General features: G+C 47.6%; 15 protein-coding genes. 8 read left to right on the plus strand and 7 right to left on the minus strand.

Features of this window, described 5'->3' with window-relative positions; genetic code table 11:
- Nucleotides 1-111: 111 nt before the first annotated feature.
- Nucleotides 112-735: a trimeric intracellular cation channel family protein gene (locus EWA64_RS04345; RefSeq protein WP_061893373.1), complete on the plus strand. Its 624-nt coding sequence runs from the start codon at nt 112-114 to the stop codon at nt 733-735.
- Nucleotides 736-775: 40 nt separating this feature from the next.
- Here the strand turns inward: EWA64_RS04345 and EWA64_RS04350 are convergent, their stop codons facing one another.
- A complete protein-coding gene (locus EWA64_RS04350; protein ID WP_061893374.1) occupies nt 776-1510 on the minus strand; it encodes an SDR family NAD(P)-dependent oxidoreductase in 735 nt (244 codons plus the stop codon).
- 95 nt (nt 1511-1605) lie between these two features.
- Here EWA64_RS04350 and EWA64_RS04355 point away from each other — a divergent pair, with 95 nt between their 5' ends.
- Nucleotides 1606-2532 carry a LysR family transcriptional regulator gene (locus EWA64_RS04355; RefSeq protein WP_061893375.1) on the plus strand — a complete coding sequence of 309 codons (927 nt, stop codon included), beginning with the start codon at nt 1606-1608 and terminating at the stop codon, nt 2530-2532.
- Here the strand turns inward: EWA64_RS04355 and aroC are convergent.
- Both aroC and prmB read right to left on the minus strand, forming a co-directional pair.
- On the minus strand, nt 2529-3614 hold the full coding sequence (gene aroC, locus EWA64_RS04360) for a chorismate synthase (RefSeq protein WP_061893376.1): 1086 nt from the start codon (nt 3612-3614) through the stop codon (nt 2529-2531). The genes EWA64_RS04355 and aroC overlap by 4 nt on opposite strands.
- A 181-nt stretch (nt 3615-3795) precedes the next feature.
- On the minus strand, nt 3796-4728 hold the full coding sequence (prmB, locus tag EWA64_RS04365) for a 50S ribosomal protein L3 N(5)-glutamine methyltransferase (RefSeq protein WP_039440026.1): 933 nt from the start codon (nt 4726-4728) through the stop codon (nt 3796-3798).
- A gap of 59 nt (nt 4729-4787) precedes the next feature.
- On the opposite strand from prmB, the gene smrB reads away from it, so the two are divergent.
- Nucleotides 4788-5318 carry an endonuclease SmrB gene (gene smrB, locus EWA64_RS04370; protein ID WP_039430105.1) on the plus strand — a complete coding sequence of 177 codons (531 nt, stop codon included), beginning with the start codon at nt 4788-4790 and terminating at the stop codon, nt 5316-5318.
- A 48-nt stretch (nt 5319-5366) separates the two neighbouring features.
- On the opposite strand, the gene sixA is transcribed toward smrB, so the two are convergent.
- Complete coding sequence (gene sixA, locus EWA64_RS04375) at nt 5367-5831, minus strand: phosphohistidine phosphatase SixA (protein WP_039437728.1); 465 nt, start codon at nt 5829-5831, stop codon at nt 5367-5369.
- Nucleotides 5832-6198: 367 nt separating this feature from the next.
- Here sixA and EWA64_RS04380 point away from each other — a divergent pair, with 367 nt between their 5' ends.
- Entirely contained in the window at nt 6199-8976 is a 2778-nt protein-coding gene (locus EWA64_RS04380; protein ID WP_061893377.1) for an insulinase family protein, read from the plus strand.
- Between the two features lie 100 nt (nt 8977-9076).
- On the opposite strand, the gene fadJ is transcribed toward EWA64_RS04380, so the two are convergent.
- Both fadJ and fadI read right to left on the minus strand, forming a co-directional pair.
- Nucleotides 9077-11194, minus strand: coding sequence for a fatty acid oxidation complex subunit alpha FadJ (fadJ, locus tag EWA64_RS04385; RefSeq protein ID WP_039465428.1), 2118 nt, complete (start codon nt 11192-11194; stop codon nt 9077-9079).
- Nucleotides 11194-12501 carry an acetyl-CoA C-acyltransferase FadI gene (gene fadI / locus EWA64_RS04390; protein ID WP_039465427.1) on the minus strand — a complete coding sequence of 436 codons (1308 nt, stop codon included), beginning with the start codon at nt 12499-12501 and terminating at the stop codon, nt 11194-11196. Before fadI ends, fadJ begins: the two co-directional genes overlap by 1 nt.
- A 642-nt stretch (nt 12502-13143) precedes the next feature.
- Here fadI and EWA64_RS04395 point away from each other — a divergent pair.
- From EWA64_RS04395 to EWA64_RS04410, 4 genes are all read left to right on the plus strand, one after another.
- Nucleotides 13144-13719 (plus strand): sigma-70 family RNA polymerase sigma factor, encoded by a 576-nt coding sequence (locus tag EWA64_RS04395; RefSeq protein ID WP_039465425.1) that lies wholly within the window; start codon nt 13144-13146, stop codon nt 13717-13719.
- Nucleotides 13712-14443, plus strand: coding sequence for a DUF3379 family protein (locus tag EWA64_RS04400; RefSeq protein WP_039465423.1), 732 nt, complete (start codon nt 13712-13714; stop codon nt 14441-14443). Before EWA64_RS04395 ends, EWA64_RS04400 begins: the two co-directional genes overlap by 8 nt.
- Nucleotides 14444-14729: 286 nt before the next feature.
- A complete protein-coding gene (locus EWA64_RS04405) occupies nt 14730-15965 on the plus strand; it encodes an outer membrane protein transport protein (RefSeq protein WP_061893378.1) in 1236 nt (411 codons plus the stop codon).
- A 296-nt stretch (nt 15966-16261) separates the two neighbouring features.
- A complete protein-coding gene (locus EWA64_RS04410) occupies nt 16262-17581 on the plus strand; it encodes an outer membrane protein transport protein (RefSeq protein ID WP_061893379.1) in 1320 nt (439 codons plus the stop codon).
- Between the two features lie 66 nt (nt 17582-17647).
- Here EWA64_RS04410 and EWA64_RS04415 read toward each other — a convergent pair whose 3' ends face one another.
- Nucleotides 17648-18430, minus strand: a complete 783-nt coding sequence (locus tag EWA64_RS04415; protein WP_139045611.1) for an MlaA family lipoprotein — start codon at nt 18428-18430, stop codon at nt 17648-17650.
- Nucleotides 18431-18439: the final 9 nt, after the last annotated feature.

The following is an 18439-nucleotide window of genomic DNA, read 5'->3' on the forward strand; positions in this document are numbered from 1 at the left end:
CTTACAATTTCTCATTCGTCACTGACACTCTTTCCCTCTACACTCTCGCCTTATTTTTATATTCCCTCCGTTGTATAAACAAAATGCCACGGGTTTTACGAGTGTTCCACCATGTTATTGAGTGTTTTATATGTCATCGGCATCACGGCAGAAGCGATGACAGGTGCTTTGAGCGCCGGACGCAGAAAAATGGATTGGTTTGGGGTGATGTTGGTTGCAAGTGCAACAGCAATTGGCGGGGGCACAGTGCGGGACATTCTGCTCGGCCACTACCCACTCGGCTGGGTAAAGAACCCGGAATTTCTTGCCATTACTTGCGTGGCGGGGATCTTAACCACTGGGCTGGCAAAGTGGGTCATTAAACTCAAGGGGCTATTTATCCGCTTAGATGCGCTTGGGCTGATCGTTTTTAGCATCATCGGTACTAAAGTTGCCATAGGGATGGGCCTGCACCCCGGAATTTGTATGGTCTCGGCGTTAGTGACTGGCGTTTTTGGTGGCCTGCTGCGCGATTTGATCTGTCGTCAAACACCCTTGGTGCTGCATGAAGAGCTCTATGCCTCTGTTGCGTTAATCGCCTCTGGCCTCTATCTGCTGTTACTGGAGTTCAACATCCCCGATGTCACCGCAACCATAATTACCTTGATTACTGGCTATCTGCTGCGCATGGCGGCAGTGCGTTTTAAATGGCGTCTGCCTTCGTTTCACCTTGATGCCGAATCTTCCGTGCATTAGTCGCAAAAGAAACCCACCTGCTGGTGGGTTTCTCTTTCGCTTAAAGATTCATTCCTGCATCAATCAACAACTTAGCATGCCGCATCCCGACGGAACCGTCACCTAGTAGAAAACAGATCGACGGCACAATATCCTCCGGCACTAAAATGCGCCCAAGCGGAGTGGATGACATCCATTGATGTAATTCATTAATCTGCGCCTCGTCCATCCCCGATTTTCCTTGAATTTCTGTAGCAGTCACCCCAGGTTGAATCGAGTTGATGCGAATATTTCTATCCGCCAGATCCAGACTTAATCCAGCAATCAGCCCTTCTAATGCAGATTTACTGGCCATGTAAAAGCTCGATTTGGCAAACGCTTTCTCCACCACCAAACTGGAAATCACCACCAAGCTTGATCCTTTTTTCAGCACAGGGAGCAGTGACTGAATGGTAAAGAAAGTCCCTTTAACATTGATATCAAAGGTGTAGTCAAACGCTTCTTCGGTCGACTCGCCTACCACATTTGGCTGGTACACTCCAGCGTTCAAGACCACGCCATCCAAGTGCCAGTTTTCCTGTTGCAGCATGCTGCCCAGCGCCTGAAGATCAGACAGTTTTCCGCTGTCAGCCACCAGCCAGTGCAGATCGCCGGAGAGCGATTGCGCCACACTGGCCAGCTTCTCTTTGTTTCTTCCAGTAATAATGACACGGTTACCTTGCGCTAATAGCGTCTTAGTCGTTGCAAGACCGATCCCCGCACTACCGCCCGTGACCAAATACGTTTTTTGTTTCATAACAACTCCTTGTGTAGACAAAGAGAAGAATATGCGTTTTTATAGATGCCAATAAGGCACCAATAAGCCACAACAGTGTTTCCAGGATAGAAATTATGTCCATCAACCAACGTATATTGAGCTTACTCCCTTTGTTGCATCAAGTGATTGAGCAAGGCAGTTTTCAACAAGCCGCTAAGCAGCTCCATCTCCCTCGCTCCTCCGTTAGTAAAAAAATCATGCAACTGGAAGCGCTTTTGGGGCAACCCGTTTTGCATCGCACAACACGACAGCTAAGGCTCACTGAGCTAGGCGAGGAGCTGCTCAGTCTCAGTCACGGCTTACCGACTTTACTGACAGAGATAGATTCGCTGCTCGACAGTGCTCAAACGACACCATCGGGAACGGTTAGAATCAGCAGTGCAACCTTGTTCGGCCAGCAAGCGCTGATACCTGAGATCAAAGCACTGCGCGCGTTATATCCCAACATCACCATACAACTGAGTTTCGATGACAGCTTTACCGACCTCATCGCTCAAAATATTGATATTGCTATTCGCGTCGGGCACCTGCCAGATTCTCAACAAGTGGCGAAAATTATTGGTCACAAGCAGCGCTGTTTCGCTGCAAGTCCTCACTATTTGAGCCTTTGGGGACGGCCAACACACCCTAAACAACTGGCGCAGCATCAGTGCATTATTTTTAAAACGTCCAGCAGCACGCACGATCACTGGGCTTTTCAGGAAAAAGATCAAAATACGGTTACTTCGGTTGAGGTGTCATCCACTCTGACGACTGACGACGTACGAAGTATGGTGGATTTAGCACGACTAGATCACGGCATTATTTATGCCGATCTCACCTTATTGCAGCCTTGGTTACAGAATGGGGAATTAATTGAGGTGTTGAATGACTATGTTCCGGCTAAGCAAGAACCCATTCAGCTATTATGCATTGGGCGCTCTAGCCGCAGCCGAGCTGCGACCGTCATCTGGGAGGAGCTAGCGAAACGACTTCCTCCCAGACTGACCGGTGAAAACTAAATCTTTGGTGTCGCCGTGGTCACACCGTGATTCTGACCGCGGTGACGCAGCAGATGATCCATCACCACTATCGCTAGCATCGCTTCGGCGATTGGCACGGCGCGTATTCCCACACAAGGATCGTGGCGACCTTTAGTGATCAACTGGGTCGGCTCGCCCTGCACGTTGATGGTATCGCCCGGCACGGTAATGCTTGAGGTTGGTTTGAGTGCAATATTGGCCACAATCGCTTGCCCAGTCGAAATACCACCAAGAATGCCGCCCGCATGGTTGCTGCCAAAGCCTTGTGGCGACAACGTATCGCGATGTTGGCTACCTTTTTGGCTCACCACGGCAAAACCATCGCCAATCTCAACCCCCTTCACCGCGTTAATGCTCATCAACGCGTGGGCAATATCGGCATCGAGGCGATCAAACACTGGTTCACCTAAACCGACAGGGACATTGGTTGCTACCACTTGGATCTTGGCACCAATCGAGTCACCCTCTTTTTTCAAGTCGCGGATCAGTTGGTCATAAGCTTCAACTTTGTCGACATCAGGGCAGAAAAAGGGGTTGTTTTCGATTTCGTTCCAATCCACTTTCTCGATCTCGATATCACCCATTTGCGACAGATAAGCACGAATCTCTACGCCAAACTCCTGTTTAAGGTACTTTTTGGCAATGGCGCCTGCCGCAACTCGCATTGCAGTTTCACGCGCAGACGAACGGCCGCCACCGCGATAATCACGAATGCCGTATTTCTGATGGTAGGTATAATCCGCATGCCCGGGACGAAACTTGTTCTGAATGTCTGAGTAATCTTTCGAACGCTGATCGGTGTTCTCAATCAGAAGACCAATGGAAGTGCCCGTCGTTTTGCCTTCAAACACACCAGAGAGAATTTTCACTTCGTCCGGTTCACGTCGTTGGGTGGTATAGCGTGATGTGCCAGGACGGCGACGATCCAAATCGATTTGGATATCTGCTTCGCTAATTTCTAATCCTGGGGGACATCCGTCAACGATACATCCCAGTGCGATACCGTGACTTTCTCCGAACGTGGTCACTCGGAAATGTTGTCCGATACTGTTTCCTGCCATTACTTCCTCAAATTTTGCTAGCGCTGTAAACCAGGCTATACATTACAATTCTTCGTGAATTCATAGTGGCGCTATTGCGATTTGAAGTAAACCCCTAAAAGAGATCAATTTTGCCATTTTGTCGCAATAAAAACGCCAGCTTTAAAAGCTGGCGCAAACAGTCTGACGGCATGATGTGGGATCAGTCTTTGTACAGACGGAAATCTTCCGCGTGCTCAACCAACTGATCACGGGTCAGCATAAAGACACCGTGGCCGCCATTTTCAAATTCAATCCACGTAAATGGAATGTGTTGGTACTGCTCCATCATGTGCACCATGGAGTTGCCCACTTCACAAATCAGAATACCTTGCTCGGTGAGATAATCTGGCGCATTGGCTAAAATGCGGCGTACCAGTTTCAGGCCGTCCGTTCCTGCCGCCAATCCCAGTTCCGGCTCGTGGGTAAATTCACGCGGTAGGCTGTTCATGTCTTCTTGATCAACATACGGTGGATTGGTCACGATCAGGTCGTATTTCTCTTTTGGCAGATCACGGAACAGATCCGAACGGATTGGGAACACTTGCTGCTCCATGCCGTGGTCTTGGATGTTCTGCTCGGCAACCGCAAGTGCGTCAACGGAGATATCAATAGCATCCACTTCGGCATCTGGGAAGGCGTGGGCGCAAGCAATCGCAATGCAGCCACTACCCGTGCAAAGGTCCATAATGCGCGTAGGTTCTTCAATCAACCAAGGCTGGAACTGCGCTTGGATAAGCTCGCCGATTGGCGAACGAGGCACCAGAACGCGCTCATCAACAAAAAACTCTAGGCCACAGAACCACGCTTTGTTGGTGAGATAAGCCGTCGGTGTGCGTTCGTTAATGCGTTTGATAACGCGCTCAACAATACGCAGGCGCTCGCTGCTGGTTAGGCGTGAATTAAGCACATGCGGAGGCACATCAATCGGTAAATAAAGGGTTGGTAGAATCAGCTGAACGGCTTCATCCCACGCATTGTCTGTGCCGTGGCCATAAAACAGGTTGGCTGCATTGAAGCGGCTGACTGTCCAACGAATCATATCTTGAAGGGTATGAAGCTCAGAAACCGCTTCTTCTACAAAAATCTTATCCAAAATTGCCTCCGAAAAGCGCTACAATACTGCCAATGATGTACGAATTCAGTGTTAACCCCATGAGTAACAAAGACAACGACCTTGATGACGATCTCTCGATATTCCGGGAAGCAGTACAGGGCGTAAAAAAGTTGCGTCAGGATACCATAATCCAGCAACCAAACAGAAACACTAAACAAAAAGAAATCAAGCGTGTGAGCCGGGAAGCCAGCGACGCAGAGTTCTATTTTTCTGACGAGTTTGTCCCGCTTCTCAGTGAAGAGGGCCCAACGCGTTATGCTCGCGATGGCATCTCAACTTACGAGGTAAAACGGCTAAGGCGCGGCGTATACGTCCCCGATGTCTTTTTGGATATGCATGGCATGACCCAACAAGAAGCCAAGCGCGAACTGGGGGCGATGATCGCCTATTGTGTGAAAAACGAAGTGCACTGTGCGTGTGTGCAACACGGCATTGGTAAACACATCCTTAAACAGAAAACCCCTCTTTGGCTTGCGCAGCATCCAGATGTGCTGGCATTTCACCAAGCGCCCTTGGAATTTGGCGGTGATGGCGCATTGCTGGTACTGCTCTCGATTCCTGAAAAATAATCACCAATCAGTGCAGCGCTTACAGCAGGCTTTCGCCTGCTGATGAGTTTACGCTTTGAGGTTAAAACAGATTTCGCCACGAGCGGTTTGCGGATCGAAATCGATACACACCATGCCAGAGGTCGGGAACATGGGCGCTGGCATATCTTTAACAAACTCGGCGGTCAAATACCCCACCAAAGGCAGATGCGAAACCAGCAGAACATGTTGTGGTTTTTCGACTTCAATCAACGCACACAAGTAATCAAACACCTGATCAGCGTGACCGTATGGCGTGATGTCCTCGCAGGTTTGTACAGTTTTGGCGTCAAAATGGTGACTAATCGCTTGCCAAGTTTGCTGAGCACGTAAGTAAGGACTAACCAACACTTTGTCGAAGTGGGTGAAACCTTGCTCAGCGCATGCCATAGCCACCACATCCGACTCCAAACGCCCACGACTGGTTAATGCACGCTGCGCATCACTTTCCGCGAAATGTTCCGCTTCACCATGACGCATAATAAATACTTTCATGTAATATCCTTGGACTGAATACAGGATAAGAGTTATCGCCCAGTAACCTTGATGACAAGGCCCGTATTAGGCTCATCACTCAATAAGGAAACTCGGCAAGAATACTGCATTTTTCGATCCGCTTTTTAATATTGCTTAATCAACTTTTTCGTCGCAACGGCGAATTCTTAGCTCGGTAGACTCGATAATCAGCCTATTAATTATATCAATTAGCTTGCCAAAGACTCCGACTTTCTTAACAATCTATTAAAAACATTAATGCAAAGCGTTATCGGCATCGATATTTAGCATCCAAAATGTCATGCAGAATTTGCACCCACTTGTTTGAGGTTCATACTTACCATAATGACCATTTCGGAGACGCACCGTGCATCTAAGCCCAAATGATACTCATCACTACCGCTACTTGACTCTCGAAAATCAGTTGCGAGTTTTGCTGATCCACTCCGAAGATGCCCAAAAATCGGCGGCTGCGCTGGCGGTCAATGTGGGCCATTTTGATGATCCACTGGAACGCGAGGGCCTTGCGCACTACTTGGAACATATGCTGTTTCTTGGTACCCAAAAGTATCCCAAGGTCGGGGAATTTCAGAATTATATCACTCAACATGGTGGGAGCAATAACGCCTGGACGGGCACAGAACACACCTGTTTTTTCTTTGATGTCAGCCCGTCTGCTTTCGAAAAATCGCTCGATCGTTTCAGCCAATTTTTTATCGCGCCGCTGTTTAATGAAGAGTCCTTGGACAAAGAGCGCCAAGCGGTTGAATCTGAGTATCGTCTGAAGCTCAACGACGATTCGCGCCGCCTCTACCAAGTCAGCAAAGAGGTGGTCAACCCGCGACATCCGTTCGCTAAGTTTTCGGTTGGCAATCTGCAAACACTGGGCGATCGCGATGGCGTCTCAATCCGCCAAGAGATTGTGGATTTCTATCAGTCCACCTATTCGGCCGACCTAATGACATTGACGCTCTACGGTCCTCAAAGCTTGGATGAGCAACAAGCTTGGGTGGAAGAGATGTTCTGTGCGATTGTTAATCGACATCTGCACGGAAAATCGATTGATGAACCCATCTGCGACGAAAACAGCACTGCGATTACCGTGCGGGTCGAACCCATCAAAGAGATCCGTAAACTGGTGCTCACCTTTCCTCTGCCCGGCATGGATCAGTACTACTCCATTAAACCGCTTTCCTACTTCGCGCACTTATTGGGCTACGAGGGTGAAGGCAGCCTAATGCTGCAACTGAAAAACAGAAACTGGATCACGTCGCTGTCAGCGGGCGGCGGTGCCAGTGGCAGCAACTATCGCGATTTCACCATCAGTTGCACGCTGACTAAAGAAGGAATGCAGCACTACGAAGATATCGTACAAGCTGTTTTCCAATATATTTCAATGATTAAGCTCGAAGGCTTACAAGAGTGGCGCTATAAAGAGAAGCAAGCGGTGTTAGAATCGGCCTTCCGCTTTCAAGAACCCTCTCGCCCGCTGGATATGGTCAGCCATCTGGTGATCAACATGCAGCACTATCTGCCGCAGGATACCATTTATGGCGACTATAAAATGGCCGGTTACGATGAGGCGTTGCAACGCTCTTTATTGCAATATTTCACCGTCGATAACCTGCGTATTACTCTGATTAGCAAAGGCTTTGAGGCGCAGAAGTATGCGTCTTGGTACCACACGCCTTACTCGGTTACTCCCTTTAGTGGTGAGCAAAAACAGCGATTTACCGAGATTGAACCGGGATGGGGCTTCGCCCTACCTGAGCCCAACCCGTTCATCTGTTACAATTTAGATCCTCGCCCGTTAGAGGCAAATGGAACGCTGCCGGAACTGATCGAAGATTTAGACGGCTTTCGTCTATGGCATTTGCAAGACAGCGAATTTCTTGTGCCAAAAGGTGTGGTGTATGTGGCTATTGACAGCCCTCATTCTGTTTCGTCTGCACGCAATATCGTCAAAACACGTTTATGCGTTGAAATGTTTCTCGATTCTCTTGCACAAGAGACCTACCAAGCGGAAATCGCGGGAATGGGCTACAACATGTATGCCCACCAAGGTGGCGTTACGCTTACTCTGTCCGGTTTCTCCGAAAAACTGCCACAACTGCTGGAGATGATCCTAATTCGCTTTGCAGAACGCAATTTTAACCCAATGCGTTTTAGCAATATCAAAAAACAGTTGCTACGTAGCTGGCGTAATTCTGCCCAAGATAGGCCCATTTCGCAGTTGTTTAATGCGATGACTGGCATCTTGCAGCCCAACAATCCACCTTATGCCGCACTGGTTGAAGCGCTGGAGGAGATCGAGGTCGATGAACTGGCGAGTTTTGTCGATGCAATTCTCGCAGAGCTCTATGTTGAGATGTTTGTTTATGGGGATTGGCAACGCCAGCAGGCTCATGACATGGCCACGACATTGAAAAATGCCCTGCGCGTTAAAGAACAACGATACGAAGAGTCCCTTCGTCCTTTGGTGATGCTGGGCTCAAACGGCAGTTTCCAACGTGAAGTGCCCTGCAATCAGCAAGATTCTGCGGTGGTTATCTACCATCAGTGCGAAGACACTTCACCACGCAGCATTGCACTCTATTCACTGGCTAACCATTTGATGTCAGCGGCGTTCTTCCACGAAATTCGCACCAAACAGCAGCTCGGTTACATGGTCGGCACAGGGAATATGCCGCTGAATAAACATCCCGGAATTGTGCTCTACGTCCAGTCACCAAACGCTGCGCCAGCCGAGTTGGTACGTTCAATTGATGAATTTCTCAACGCATTTTATATGGTGCTGCTTGAGCTGAACGAGTACCAATGGCACAGCAGCAAGCGGGGGCTTTGGAATCAAATTTCGACACCAGACAACACCTTGCGCAACCGTGCACAACGCTTTTGGGTCGCGATAGGCAACAAAGACACCGACTTTAATCAAAGGGAGAAGGTGTTGGAAGAGCTGAAAGTGCTGACTCGCGCCGACATGATCCGCTTTGTAGTCAATGAATTAAAACCACGTACAGCCAATCGTTTAGTGATGCACACGCAAGGAATAGCTCATGCCGACGAGCCGAAAATCCACTTGGGCCAAGAGATAGGTTCGATTGAAGAGTTTCAGCTTCGGCCAAAAGATTGTGGGCTTGGCTAGTGAGAGCGTCTACCGCCCAAACTGCCTAGAGGTAAAATCACTTACAATGAAGAAGGCTGACCAAGGTCAGCCTTCTTTTTTAGTCTTAAATACGCCCGATTTAGTTGTCGTAAAAACGACGCCCTTCCCCCGCTCGCGTCAACAAGCCGTCGCAAGGCGCGAAACGGTCACCATATTTTTCCGCAAACTGATTCATCTTCTCAACCAGCTCTTTCAGACCAAACTGATCCATATAGCGGAAAGGACCACCAAGGAATGGAGGGAAACCGATACCAAAAATCGCACCGATATCACCGTCGCGTGGTGAGCGAATAATGCCATCATCAAGACAGCGCACCGCTTCATTGAGCATTGGTAACACGCAGCGCAATGCAATGTCATTCTCACTCAATTTCGGTTCTGGCTTGAGTTTCAGCAGTTTGTAAACCGACTTATCAACTTCTTTCTTCTTCCCTTTGTAAGTGTAGAAGCCTTTGCCACTCTTACGCCCTTTACGGCCATCATTGAGCAGCGTATCAAAGACATCCGGGCCACGGAAACGCTCACCGAGCTCATTGACCAAAATTGGTATGATCTTCGCGCCGATATCCACGCCCACTTCATCCAACAAAGTAATCGGACCCACAGGGAAACCAAAATCGAGCAGCGCGCTATCGACGGTATCAATCGGTTCATTGGCCAGTAGAATGTGTGCCGCCTCATTCATGTAAGGCGCCAAAATCCGGTTAACATAGAAACCCGCTTTGTCTTTTACCACAATGGGGGTTTTGCCTTGCTTTTTCGCTAAAGCAACCACAGTAGCAATCGTCTCTTGTGACGTGGTTTCGTGCGGGATCACTTCCACCAGCGGCATTTTTTCTACCGGACTGAAATAGTGCAAGCCGACGATGTTTTCTGGACGTGCCGCTTTTTCGGCGATTTTGTGGATTGGCAGAGAAGAGGTATTGGTTGCAAAAATCGTTTCCGCTTTCGCATTCGCTTCAATGTCCGCCACCATTTGTTGCTTCAGAGCCAGATCTTCAAAAACGGCTTCGATCACGACATCAAGATGATTGAAACTAGTGAAATCAGTGCCGCCACTAAGTTGCAGCATTTTCGCTTGCAACTGAGCTTTAGAGAGAATGCGACGTTTGCGCTGTTTGTCGAACAACTTGTAGTTGTACTTCAGTGCATTCAGCACACCGTCGTTGCTGACATCTTTGATTCGCACTGGCACTTTCGCTTTCGCCACGCTGACATGGCTAATGCCAGCCCCCATCAAACCGCCGCCAAGCACGCCGACCATGGAGACTTTGCCAGGTTTCGCATCGCTACCATGCTCTTTTTTCATTTCCGTCGTCGCGAAGAAAATAGAACGCAGTGCTTTTGACTCCGGGCTCATCACCAGCTCGCCAAAGCGTTTCGCTTCAAGTTCCAACCCTTGCTTCATGCCTTTCTCTAGACCGTGTTGGATCACGTCCAAAATAGCGACCGTTGCCGGGTAGTTGCCGCGTGTTTTTTCGTTGGTCTTTTTCGCTGCTTGTTCAAAAACAAACTTACGGCCAAGACTGCTACCAGAGAGAATCTTCTCTTTGGTGGTCACTTTCTGCTTCGTGCTGCGCTTGCCTTTGTCGATGAACTGTTTCGCTACATTAAGTAAAATGGTAGCTGGTACACACGCATCAACAACGCCTAACTTTTTCGCTTTTTGCGCGCGCAACTGCTTGCCTGTCAGAATCAGATCGAGTGAAGGCAAAAGGCCAATCAGGCGTGGCAAACGCTGCGTACCACCAGAGCCCGGCAACAAACCAAGCTGAACTTCAGGCAAACCAAGGCGAGTGGCATCAGCGTCGGTACAAACGCGATAATCACAAGCCAGCGCTAACTCGAGTCCACCGCCCAAGCATGGGCCATGAATCGCGGCCACCACAGGATAAGGAAGTTCGGATAGCTGCTGGAACAAAGTTTGCCCTTGACTGGCTAAAGACTCAGCCTCCGCTGCACTTTTACACGCTTCCAACATACGAACATCGGCACCAGCAACAAAGTTATCTGGCTTGAGCGAATGAACAATCAGCCCTTTCACCCCACTGCTGTCTTTGAGCTGAGCGAAAATTTCCGTCATCTCATCGGCAAACGCCGCTTGCAGGGTGTTCATTTTTTCATTAGGGACATCAATCGCTAACCACGCGATGTTCTGTTCATCAATCTTTAGACTAAACGCTTTTTGCTCGCTCATTATTCAACCTCCAGAATCATCGCTGCACCTAAACCACCGGCCGCACAAGCGGTATTAAGGGCCAAACCGCCACCGCGACGTTTTAACTCGCGCAAGGTTTGCGTCATCATACGTGCCCCGGTTGCCGCAAATGGGTGTCCGTAAGCAAGAGAGCCACCGAGGACGTTGAATTTATCCATATCGATCTCACCAATCGCTTTGCTGCGACCGAGGTTTTCTTGAGCAAACTTATCTGAAGCAAACATCTTCACGTTGGCCAGCGCTTGCGCAGCAAACGCTTCGTGCATATCAATCAAAGTGAGATCCGACAGTTCCAGCCCGGTGTTGGCGAGTACTTTAGCGGTGGCGTATGTTGGCCCCATCAACATGTCGGTTTCCACGCCGATAGCAGAGAAAGCATAACCACGCAGATACCCGAGAATTTCCATTCCCAGCTCTTTGGCTTTACCTTCACGCATCAGCAGCACTGCGGCTGCACCATCGGTTAACGGCGTACTGTTGGCTGCGGTGACGCTGCCATACTGGCGATCAAAAGCCGGACGCAGCTTCGCGTAGCTTTCTAAGGTAGAGTCGTGGCGGATATTATTGTCTTCGGCAATCCACTTCTTGTAAGGCTCTGGAAACGCAGCCATCACCTCACCTTGAATTTTCCCCTCTTTCCACGCTTTTGCCGCGAGGGTGTGAGAGCGATGGGCCAGCGCATCTTGCTCAGCACGCGAAATACCGTGAGTCTTCGCCATTTGCTCCGCAGTTTGCCCCATAGAGAGACCTGTAGAGTACTCGGCGACCGCTGGCGGTACAGGCATCAAATCTTTCAGACTGAGCGTTTTGAGAATACTCAGCTTTTGTCCCAGCGTTTTGGTTTTGCTTAAAGCAAGCAAATTGGCTGCAAGCTTTTTCGACACCCCAATTGGCAACACAGACGATGAATCTGCCCCGCCGGCAATACCAATATCAATACTGCCAGCCATAATACTTTCCGCCACGTTTACTGCAGCTTGGAAGCTGGTTGCGCACGCACGTGTCACGCTATAAGCATCGGTATTTACGTGCATACCTGTACCTAACACGATCTCACGCGCGATGTTTGGCGCTTCCGGCATCTGTACCACTTGACCAAACACCACTTGTTCAATCAGTTTTGCATCGATGTCGGTGCGAGCAAGCATTTCGCTTACCACCATTTTGCCCAGATCAACAGCCGGGACCTGACTAAACTCTGTGCTTTGACGAGCGAACGGGGTTCTTAACCCTGCGACGATAGCAACACGCTCGCCTTGGCGTGTTTTCACTTCCTGCTTGCTCATTATTTCTCCTTAAAAACAAGAGGTCTGACCTGATGCATTGTAATCAGTTTGTTAAATTTATCAAACATGCGTTTAAATAAACGTGAGGTTTGTAGATCTATTGCAGGTGTCATTTCTAAGAAATGGCTAAATTTCATTACGTTAGCAGAAACAAAAGAGAGATAGGTTAACCGCAGGCAAAAAAAAACCACACAGATTTGTGTGGTTGGAATTGGTATAAAACAATTAACTTACGCCAATTGAAATAATCAGTTTCCTGATTAGGAGAAAGTAAAGTCAGCCTTCAAAAGGAAGTGTCATCTTGCTCAACACGTTAACCCAGAGGATTAACTAGATGACAGGGTTTACTATAGCCAGTTTGCTGCAATGAAATTTGAATTAGATCAATTTTATCTCGATTTTCACACTGTTAAGCGCATTTGAAACCACGATTATCGGCTTTCTCTGATCTTCATCATCTAAATGCCTTTTTCTAGCAAATCATGCAACAACTGGTTTGTTTGAATAAATCTGACAAACCCGCTATGCCTTTAGTATCCAAAAGGTCAGTAATTGCGTTACACTCCGGTCGCACTTGCTAGATTTATAAAATTGATAAGACTCATTTTTTATATCAATGCGCTTATCCCACTCCGAGCAAGAATGGAGGCTCTTGTGGCAATTTTTCATTTTTTCGGAAAGAAAAAGTCGGATGTCCCGGTCAATCCTGACATGGACAAACAAAGAAAATATGAAGCTCTAGTTCGAGCTTATCACCGAGATTTATACCGCTACGCTTACTGGTTGTGCAAAGACCAAACCATCGCAGAAGACCTAGTACAGGAAACCTGCTTACGAGCGTGGAAATCTCTTGATAGCCTACTGGATGAAAAGGCAGCGAAATCCTGGTTAATTACCATTTTGAGAAGGGAGAACGCGCGCCGCTTCGAACGTAAACAATTTGAGTTAGTAGACATCGAAGATTACAGTAGCGAGGCTCGTGTTAACGACGATGCCCACCACCAAAACGAATGGCTACAAGCGCAAATTATGAAATTGGACGTTGAATATCGTGAACCTCTTTTTCTCCAAGTCGTTGGAGGATTTAGCGGCGACGAGATCGGCGAGATCTTAGATTTAAACAACAACACGGTCATGACTCGTCTATTCCGTGCCCGAAATCAACTCAAAGAACTGTTAGATTCGGACAAAACTCAAAGGGGGCAAAAAAATGGATGATTTAGAATTCCGTCGCCGTATTTTGTCGGATCCTAAACAGCTTGATGAAGAGATGCGTAGCGCCCTGACAAGCAGTGAAAACAACAGCAAATTTCTGGATGATGTACTTGATCTTGATAGTCAGATTAAGCAATCTATGAACGTCTCAGTTCCCGATGATTTGGTCGATAAAATCTTGTTTGCTCAATCTTCGCTGGCTTCGCAAGAAAATGTTGTTCGCCCTACCTTTGGTAAAAAAGCAATGGCAATGGCCGCTTCTTTTGCCTTTACTGCGGGCTTACTATTTGGCCAACTTAACTGGGGTAACTTACTGGTTCCTTCAGCACAGGCGAGCCTTGCAGAGACCGCCGTTCAGCATGTAATTGCCGAAAGTGCCTTTGTTAATCAATTAGATGAACAAGTCTCTTCGGAGCAGATTAATGCCAAATTGTCACCTTTTTCTTATCAGTTTGATGAACGCTTTCCATACCATGTTTACTACTTGAACCATTGCGGCTTTGGCCAATCCAATGCTCTGCATATGGTCTTTCAAGGGAAACAGGGGAAAGTGACACTTTTTCTTACGAATATCCCGCCACAAGCGACTGGCGATTTTTCCGCGTCCGGTCTGTCCGGTATGGTGAAAGCCGTCGGAAATAGCAGTCTGATTTTGGTCGGCGAGCAAGGAGAAGATGTCACTCAGTTGGCAAACAAACTGGCACCAATGATTAAGCCTATGCCTTAGTCGCGCTTTGTGATGAGAAAAGCCGCCAACTTCGTCGAAGTAGCGGCTTTTATTTATATCAAAGCAACTTAAAATTCACACCACCAATTGATAAATAGAGTTATAACTCTATTTCCCACCACTTACCATCCAAATCCTGTCAGATAGACTCCATTTATTAAATTTTCGCGCCTTTTTAGCCAATGGTCGGATTTGTATTCGCTATGCTTCAGCATAGGATCTCGGCGTACTGAGCAAAAGCTCAAACACAACGCCCATTAGAGGCGCTTATTCAAAGGAAAATACAATGACTAACAACACGCGTCTGTTTAAAAAGTCTCTCCTCGCAGTGACAGTCGCCCTTGCTTCAGGCCAAACCTTAGCAGCAGGTTTCCAACTTAACGCCCAATCAGCCACAGGCATCGGCCGTGCTTTTGCGGGTGATGCAGTTATCGCCGATAATGCAGCCGTGATGGCACGTAACCCTGCGGCTATGGCGCTGTTTGATGAAAAAGCGCTATCGCTTGGTTTTGAAAGCATTACAACAATGATTGAAGTTAAAGATGCTAAATATTTGGGCGGTGCAATTCCTGTGTCGGATACAGATGACATCGGTGACACTTCAATTGCTCCGAATATCCATTTTATTTATCCGATTAACGAGAAATTCGCTGTAGGTATTAATGCATACTCTAATTTTGGTACTAAAACCGAATTTTCAGACAATTATCCAGCGGCGGAATACGGTGGATTAACAGACGTTAAAAGCGCAAATTTCGGTTTTGCCGCGTCATATCGCATTAACAACCAATGGAGCCTTGGGGCTGGCCTGGATATTATTTACGGTCAAGGGACAATGAAACGTTATTCAGGTAAAGGTATGACCGTTGGGGGAGTGCCTCTGAATACCGCCCTGTTAAACGTAGATAAAGCCGAGGGATGGGCGGTCGGTTTTAACCTAGGCACCGTTTATGAGCTGGACGAAAATAATCGTTTTGGTTTCTCTTACCGCTATAGCCCTGAAATGGAAGCGGAAGATGATAAAGGCCAGAAAATCACATTGCCACTTCCTGATATGGCAGAGTTCTCCGGCTACCACAAAATTGAAGACACTCAATTTGCCGTTCACTACTCGATTCAGTACATCGGTTGGGGCGACTTCGATAAGATAGAGTTCCGCAATCTCAAAAACTCGATCTTAGGTTCTAGCTATGATAAAGCTTACAACTGGCAAGATGGCTGGCACTACTCTATTGGCGGCACCTACTACTTAAACAACGAGTGGACTTTGCGTGCAGGCTACATGTACGACACCAGTGCACAGGATTCTTTAACATCAATCTCGGTACCTGATTCAGATCGTCAATGGCTATCTACAGGCTTTACCTACAATATCGATGCTAAATCAAATATTGATCTTGGCTTCACTTATTTAATTGGTGATGATGTGAAAGTGACAGAAAGTTCTGCAGGAACCCCACTAACAGCAACCACCCGTGCGGACGCCATTCTCTTTGGCTTACAGTACAGCCGCACTTTCTAAGCAAAGTACCACTTTGTCATGAACTATAAAGAGCTGGTTTTCCAGCTCTTTTTGCTTTTCTATCGCAAAAAATACACCAATTTGAGTGCACAACTGTGTGCTGTAACCGCGATTTTATAACACGGGTGTTCGCTGAAATCAAAAGACACCACAATATTAAACAGTTTATCAGGCTAATAATTTCAATTTTATAGATAAAAACTCCAAATACTGCGTTATTGCAGAATCTCATTTCTAAAGCAATTACTCTATCTTTAAAATTCTTGCCTACCTATTCACAAATTCAGCGAACAATAATGAAAACCAACAAGACTCTCCTCTCCACGGCGGTCGCTTTTAGCCTGCTCACTTCTATCCATCAAGCTCACGCGGCAGGCTTCCAATTGGCCGAGTACTCCGCAACTGGCTTAGGGCGTGCGTATGCTGGCGAAGCTGCGATGGCCGACAACGCAGGCGCGCAGTGGCGCAATCCTGCTATGTTGACTTACCTCAAGGGTACACAGATCTCTGTCGGTGCGATTTATGTGAATCCGAATATTGATGTAAAAGGTTCCACGTCTCTATCAAACCCTCAGAGTGGTAATGTCATCTACACTACTGAATCGAAATCAGATGACTTTGCACACGATGCCATCATTCCAAACTTATACATTTCTCATCGCTATAACGACCAGCTAGCTATTGGTTTTGCTCTGGGTACCAACTATGGCATGGAAACCGATTTGGGGAACAACTTCTCTGCTTCTCACTTTGGGAACGAAGCAAGCGTGATCACCAAAGAGGCAAACTTAAATCTAGCCTTGCGTCTAAATGAAGAAATCAGCGTAGGCGGAGGCATTCGCTACATCGTAGGCGAAGGTAGCTTTGGTGCTAAAACACCCGCAGTTAATATCCTGCAGCAGCCTCAAGGTAAAACCATAAAATATATGGAGGGTGATGATACTGAGTGGGGATGGCAGCTAGGCTCAACTTGGCAAGTGAATAAAGATCACCGGGTAGGTTTTGCTTACAAGTCAGAAGTAAAACTTAAATTAACTGGCCATGCAGAAGGTTTTGGTTTCAATAAAATCCCTGGTGATACCCGCGATTTTTATATGAAAGGAAGCATGAACTTATCTCTTCCTGCGACTGCAGAACTCTCCAGTGTTCATCAGCTTGATGAAAAACTAGCTGTGCATACCAGCATCAACTGGACCGATTGGAGTTCATTTGAGAAGCTCCAAGCTGATTTAGTTGACGGCTCTTCAAGTACTGTCAAAGTCGAAAACTGGGAAGACAACTATCGCTTCGCGCTGGGTGCGACTTACCAGTGGGACACCAAACTTGCACTGCGCACGGGTGTGGCTTACGACACCTCTGCGGTGAGCGATAAAAACCGCACCATTACCATCCCAGAAACGGATCGTACTTGGCTGAGCATCGGTGCAAGCTATCTACTCACCGACGACTTAACCCTAGACGCGGGCTTTACTTATATCTTCGCCAAAGATGCCAAGATCAAAGAGTCACGCGGCTATGAATCGGACGACAAAGCACAGTTAGTCGGCGGCGCTTTCGAAGGCGAAGTTTCTGGCAATGTTTGGCTCGTTGGTGTTCAGGCAAGTTACCGCTTCTAAGCGGCAGTTCCTTGAACAGAGTCAGATAAACAAAGGGCCTTGGTATCAACAAGGCCATTTTTCCGTTTAGAAATCTTCGGCGAGATATTCATCGAGCAGATCTTCTTCTTGCTCGTCAATCTCATCATCCACCGAGATTTCCGCTTTAAACGCTTGGCGTTGTAAGTAGACTTCTCGCGTCAGAGCATACGGATCGGGCGACGTATCCAGCTGAGCTTCTTGAGAAACGAGCAGCGCGCGCGTTTCCATCCCTTCAAAAGCCCATTTACCTAAACTCGCCCAAAAGTTGAGATAAACGAGTGGCACATAGAGACCATCCACCGTATCAGTGACTTCCCTCACGGTATAAGGACCATAACCCGGGATCATCAAATAGGGGCCATTGCCAACACCATAGTGCCCTGCTGCATCACTAAAAGACTTATTGTCGTTTTTATTGATCCCCGCAGCTGAAGCAATGTCGATTAAGCCAAGCAGGCCAAAGGTCGAGTTTATCCAAAAACGGTTAAAGTGATTGACCGCTTTCTCGCCGTTGCCCATTAAAAGGTTATTCACCACACTGGATGGCTCATCCAGGTTGGAAAAAAAGTTGGCAATGCCTGAGCGAACGGGGGTGGGCGTATATTCCACATACGCTAATGAAACGGGTCTCACTAAATAGGGATCGAGATATTCGTAGTTCAGTGTCCACATTGAGCGATTGAACGACTCAAACGGATCGCCATTGTAGCTTGTTTGGTCCGAAGTGGTTTCAGACGTTTCCCCTGCACTCTCTGGCACAGAGGAACAGCCAGCGAGGCCCATCAACAGTGCCAGCAAAACGAGCACAGATTTCCCTTGTTTTAACATGGTCATTTC

It is taken from the genome of Vibrio cidicii (assembly GCF_009665415.1).
In the GTDB taxonomy this organism is placed as follows: Bacteria; Pseudomonadota; Gammaproteobacteria; order Enterobacterales; family Vibrionaceae; genus Vibrio; species Vibrio cidicii.

What these genes read in the sequence shown, in the direction of transcription:
- EWA64_RS04345 (WP_061893373.1), top strand. Translation starts at nt 112, where the DNA reads ATGTTATTGAGTGTTTTATATGTCATCGGCATCACGGCAGAAGCGATG.
- EWA64_RS04350 (WP_061893374.1), bottom strand. Translation starts at nt 1,510, where the DNA reads ATGAAACAAAAAACGTATTTGGTCACGGGCGGTAGTGCGGGGATCGGT.
- EWA64_RS04355 (WP_061893375.1), top strand. Translation starts at nt 1,606, where the DNA reads ATGTCCATCAACCAACGTATATTGAGCTTACTCCCTTTGTTGCATCAA.
- aroC (WP_061893376.1), bottom strand. Translation starts at nt 3,614, where the DNA reads ATGGCAGGAAACAGTATCGGACAACATTTCCGAGTGACCACGTTCGGA.
- smrB (WP_039430105.1), top strand. Translation starts at nt 4,788, where the DNA reads ATGAGTAACAAAGACAACGACCTTGATGACGATCTCTCGATATTCCGG.
- sixA (WP_039437728.1), bottom strand. Translation starts at nt 5,831, where the DNA reads ATGAAAGTATTTATTATGCGTCATGGTGAAGCGGAACATTTCGCGGAA.
- fadJ (WP_039465428.1), bottom strand. Translation starts at nt 11,194, where the DNA reads ATGAGCGAGCAAAAAGCGTTTAGTCTAAAGATTGATGAACAGAACATC.
- fadI (WP_039465427.1), bottom strand. Translation starts at nt 12,501, where the DNA reads ATGAGCAAGCAGGAAGTGAAAACACGCCAAGGCGAGCGTGTTGCTATC.
- EWA64_RS04395 (WP_039465425.1), top strand. Translation starts at nt 13,144, where the DNA reads ATGGAGGCTCTTGTGGCAATTTTTCATTTTTTCGGAAAGAAAAAGTCG.
- EWA64_RS04400 (WP_039465423.1), top strand. Translation starts at nt 13,712, where the DNA reads ATGGATGATTTAGAATTCCGTCGCCGTATTTTGTCGGATCCTAAACAG.
- EWA64_RS04405 (WP_061893378.1), top strand. Translation starts at nt 14,730, where the DNA reads ATGACTAACAACACGCGTCTGTTTAAAAAGTCTCTCCTCGCAGTGACA.
- EWA64_RS04410 (WP_061893379.1), top strand. Translation starts at nt 16,262, where the DNA reads ATGAAAACCAACAAGACTCTCCTCTCCACGGCGGTCGCTTTTAGCCTG.
- EWA64_RS04415 (WP_139045611.1), bottom strand. Translation starts at nt 18,430, where the DNA reads ATGTTAAAACAAGGGAAATCTGTGCTCGTTTTGCTGGCACTGTTGATG.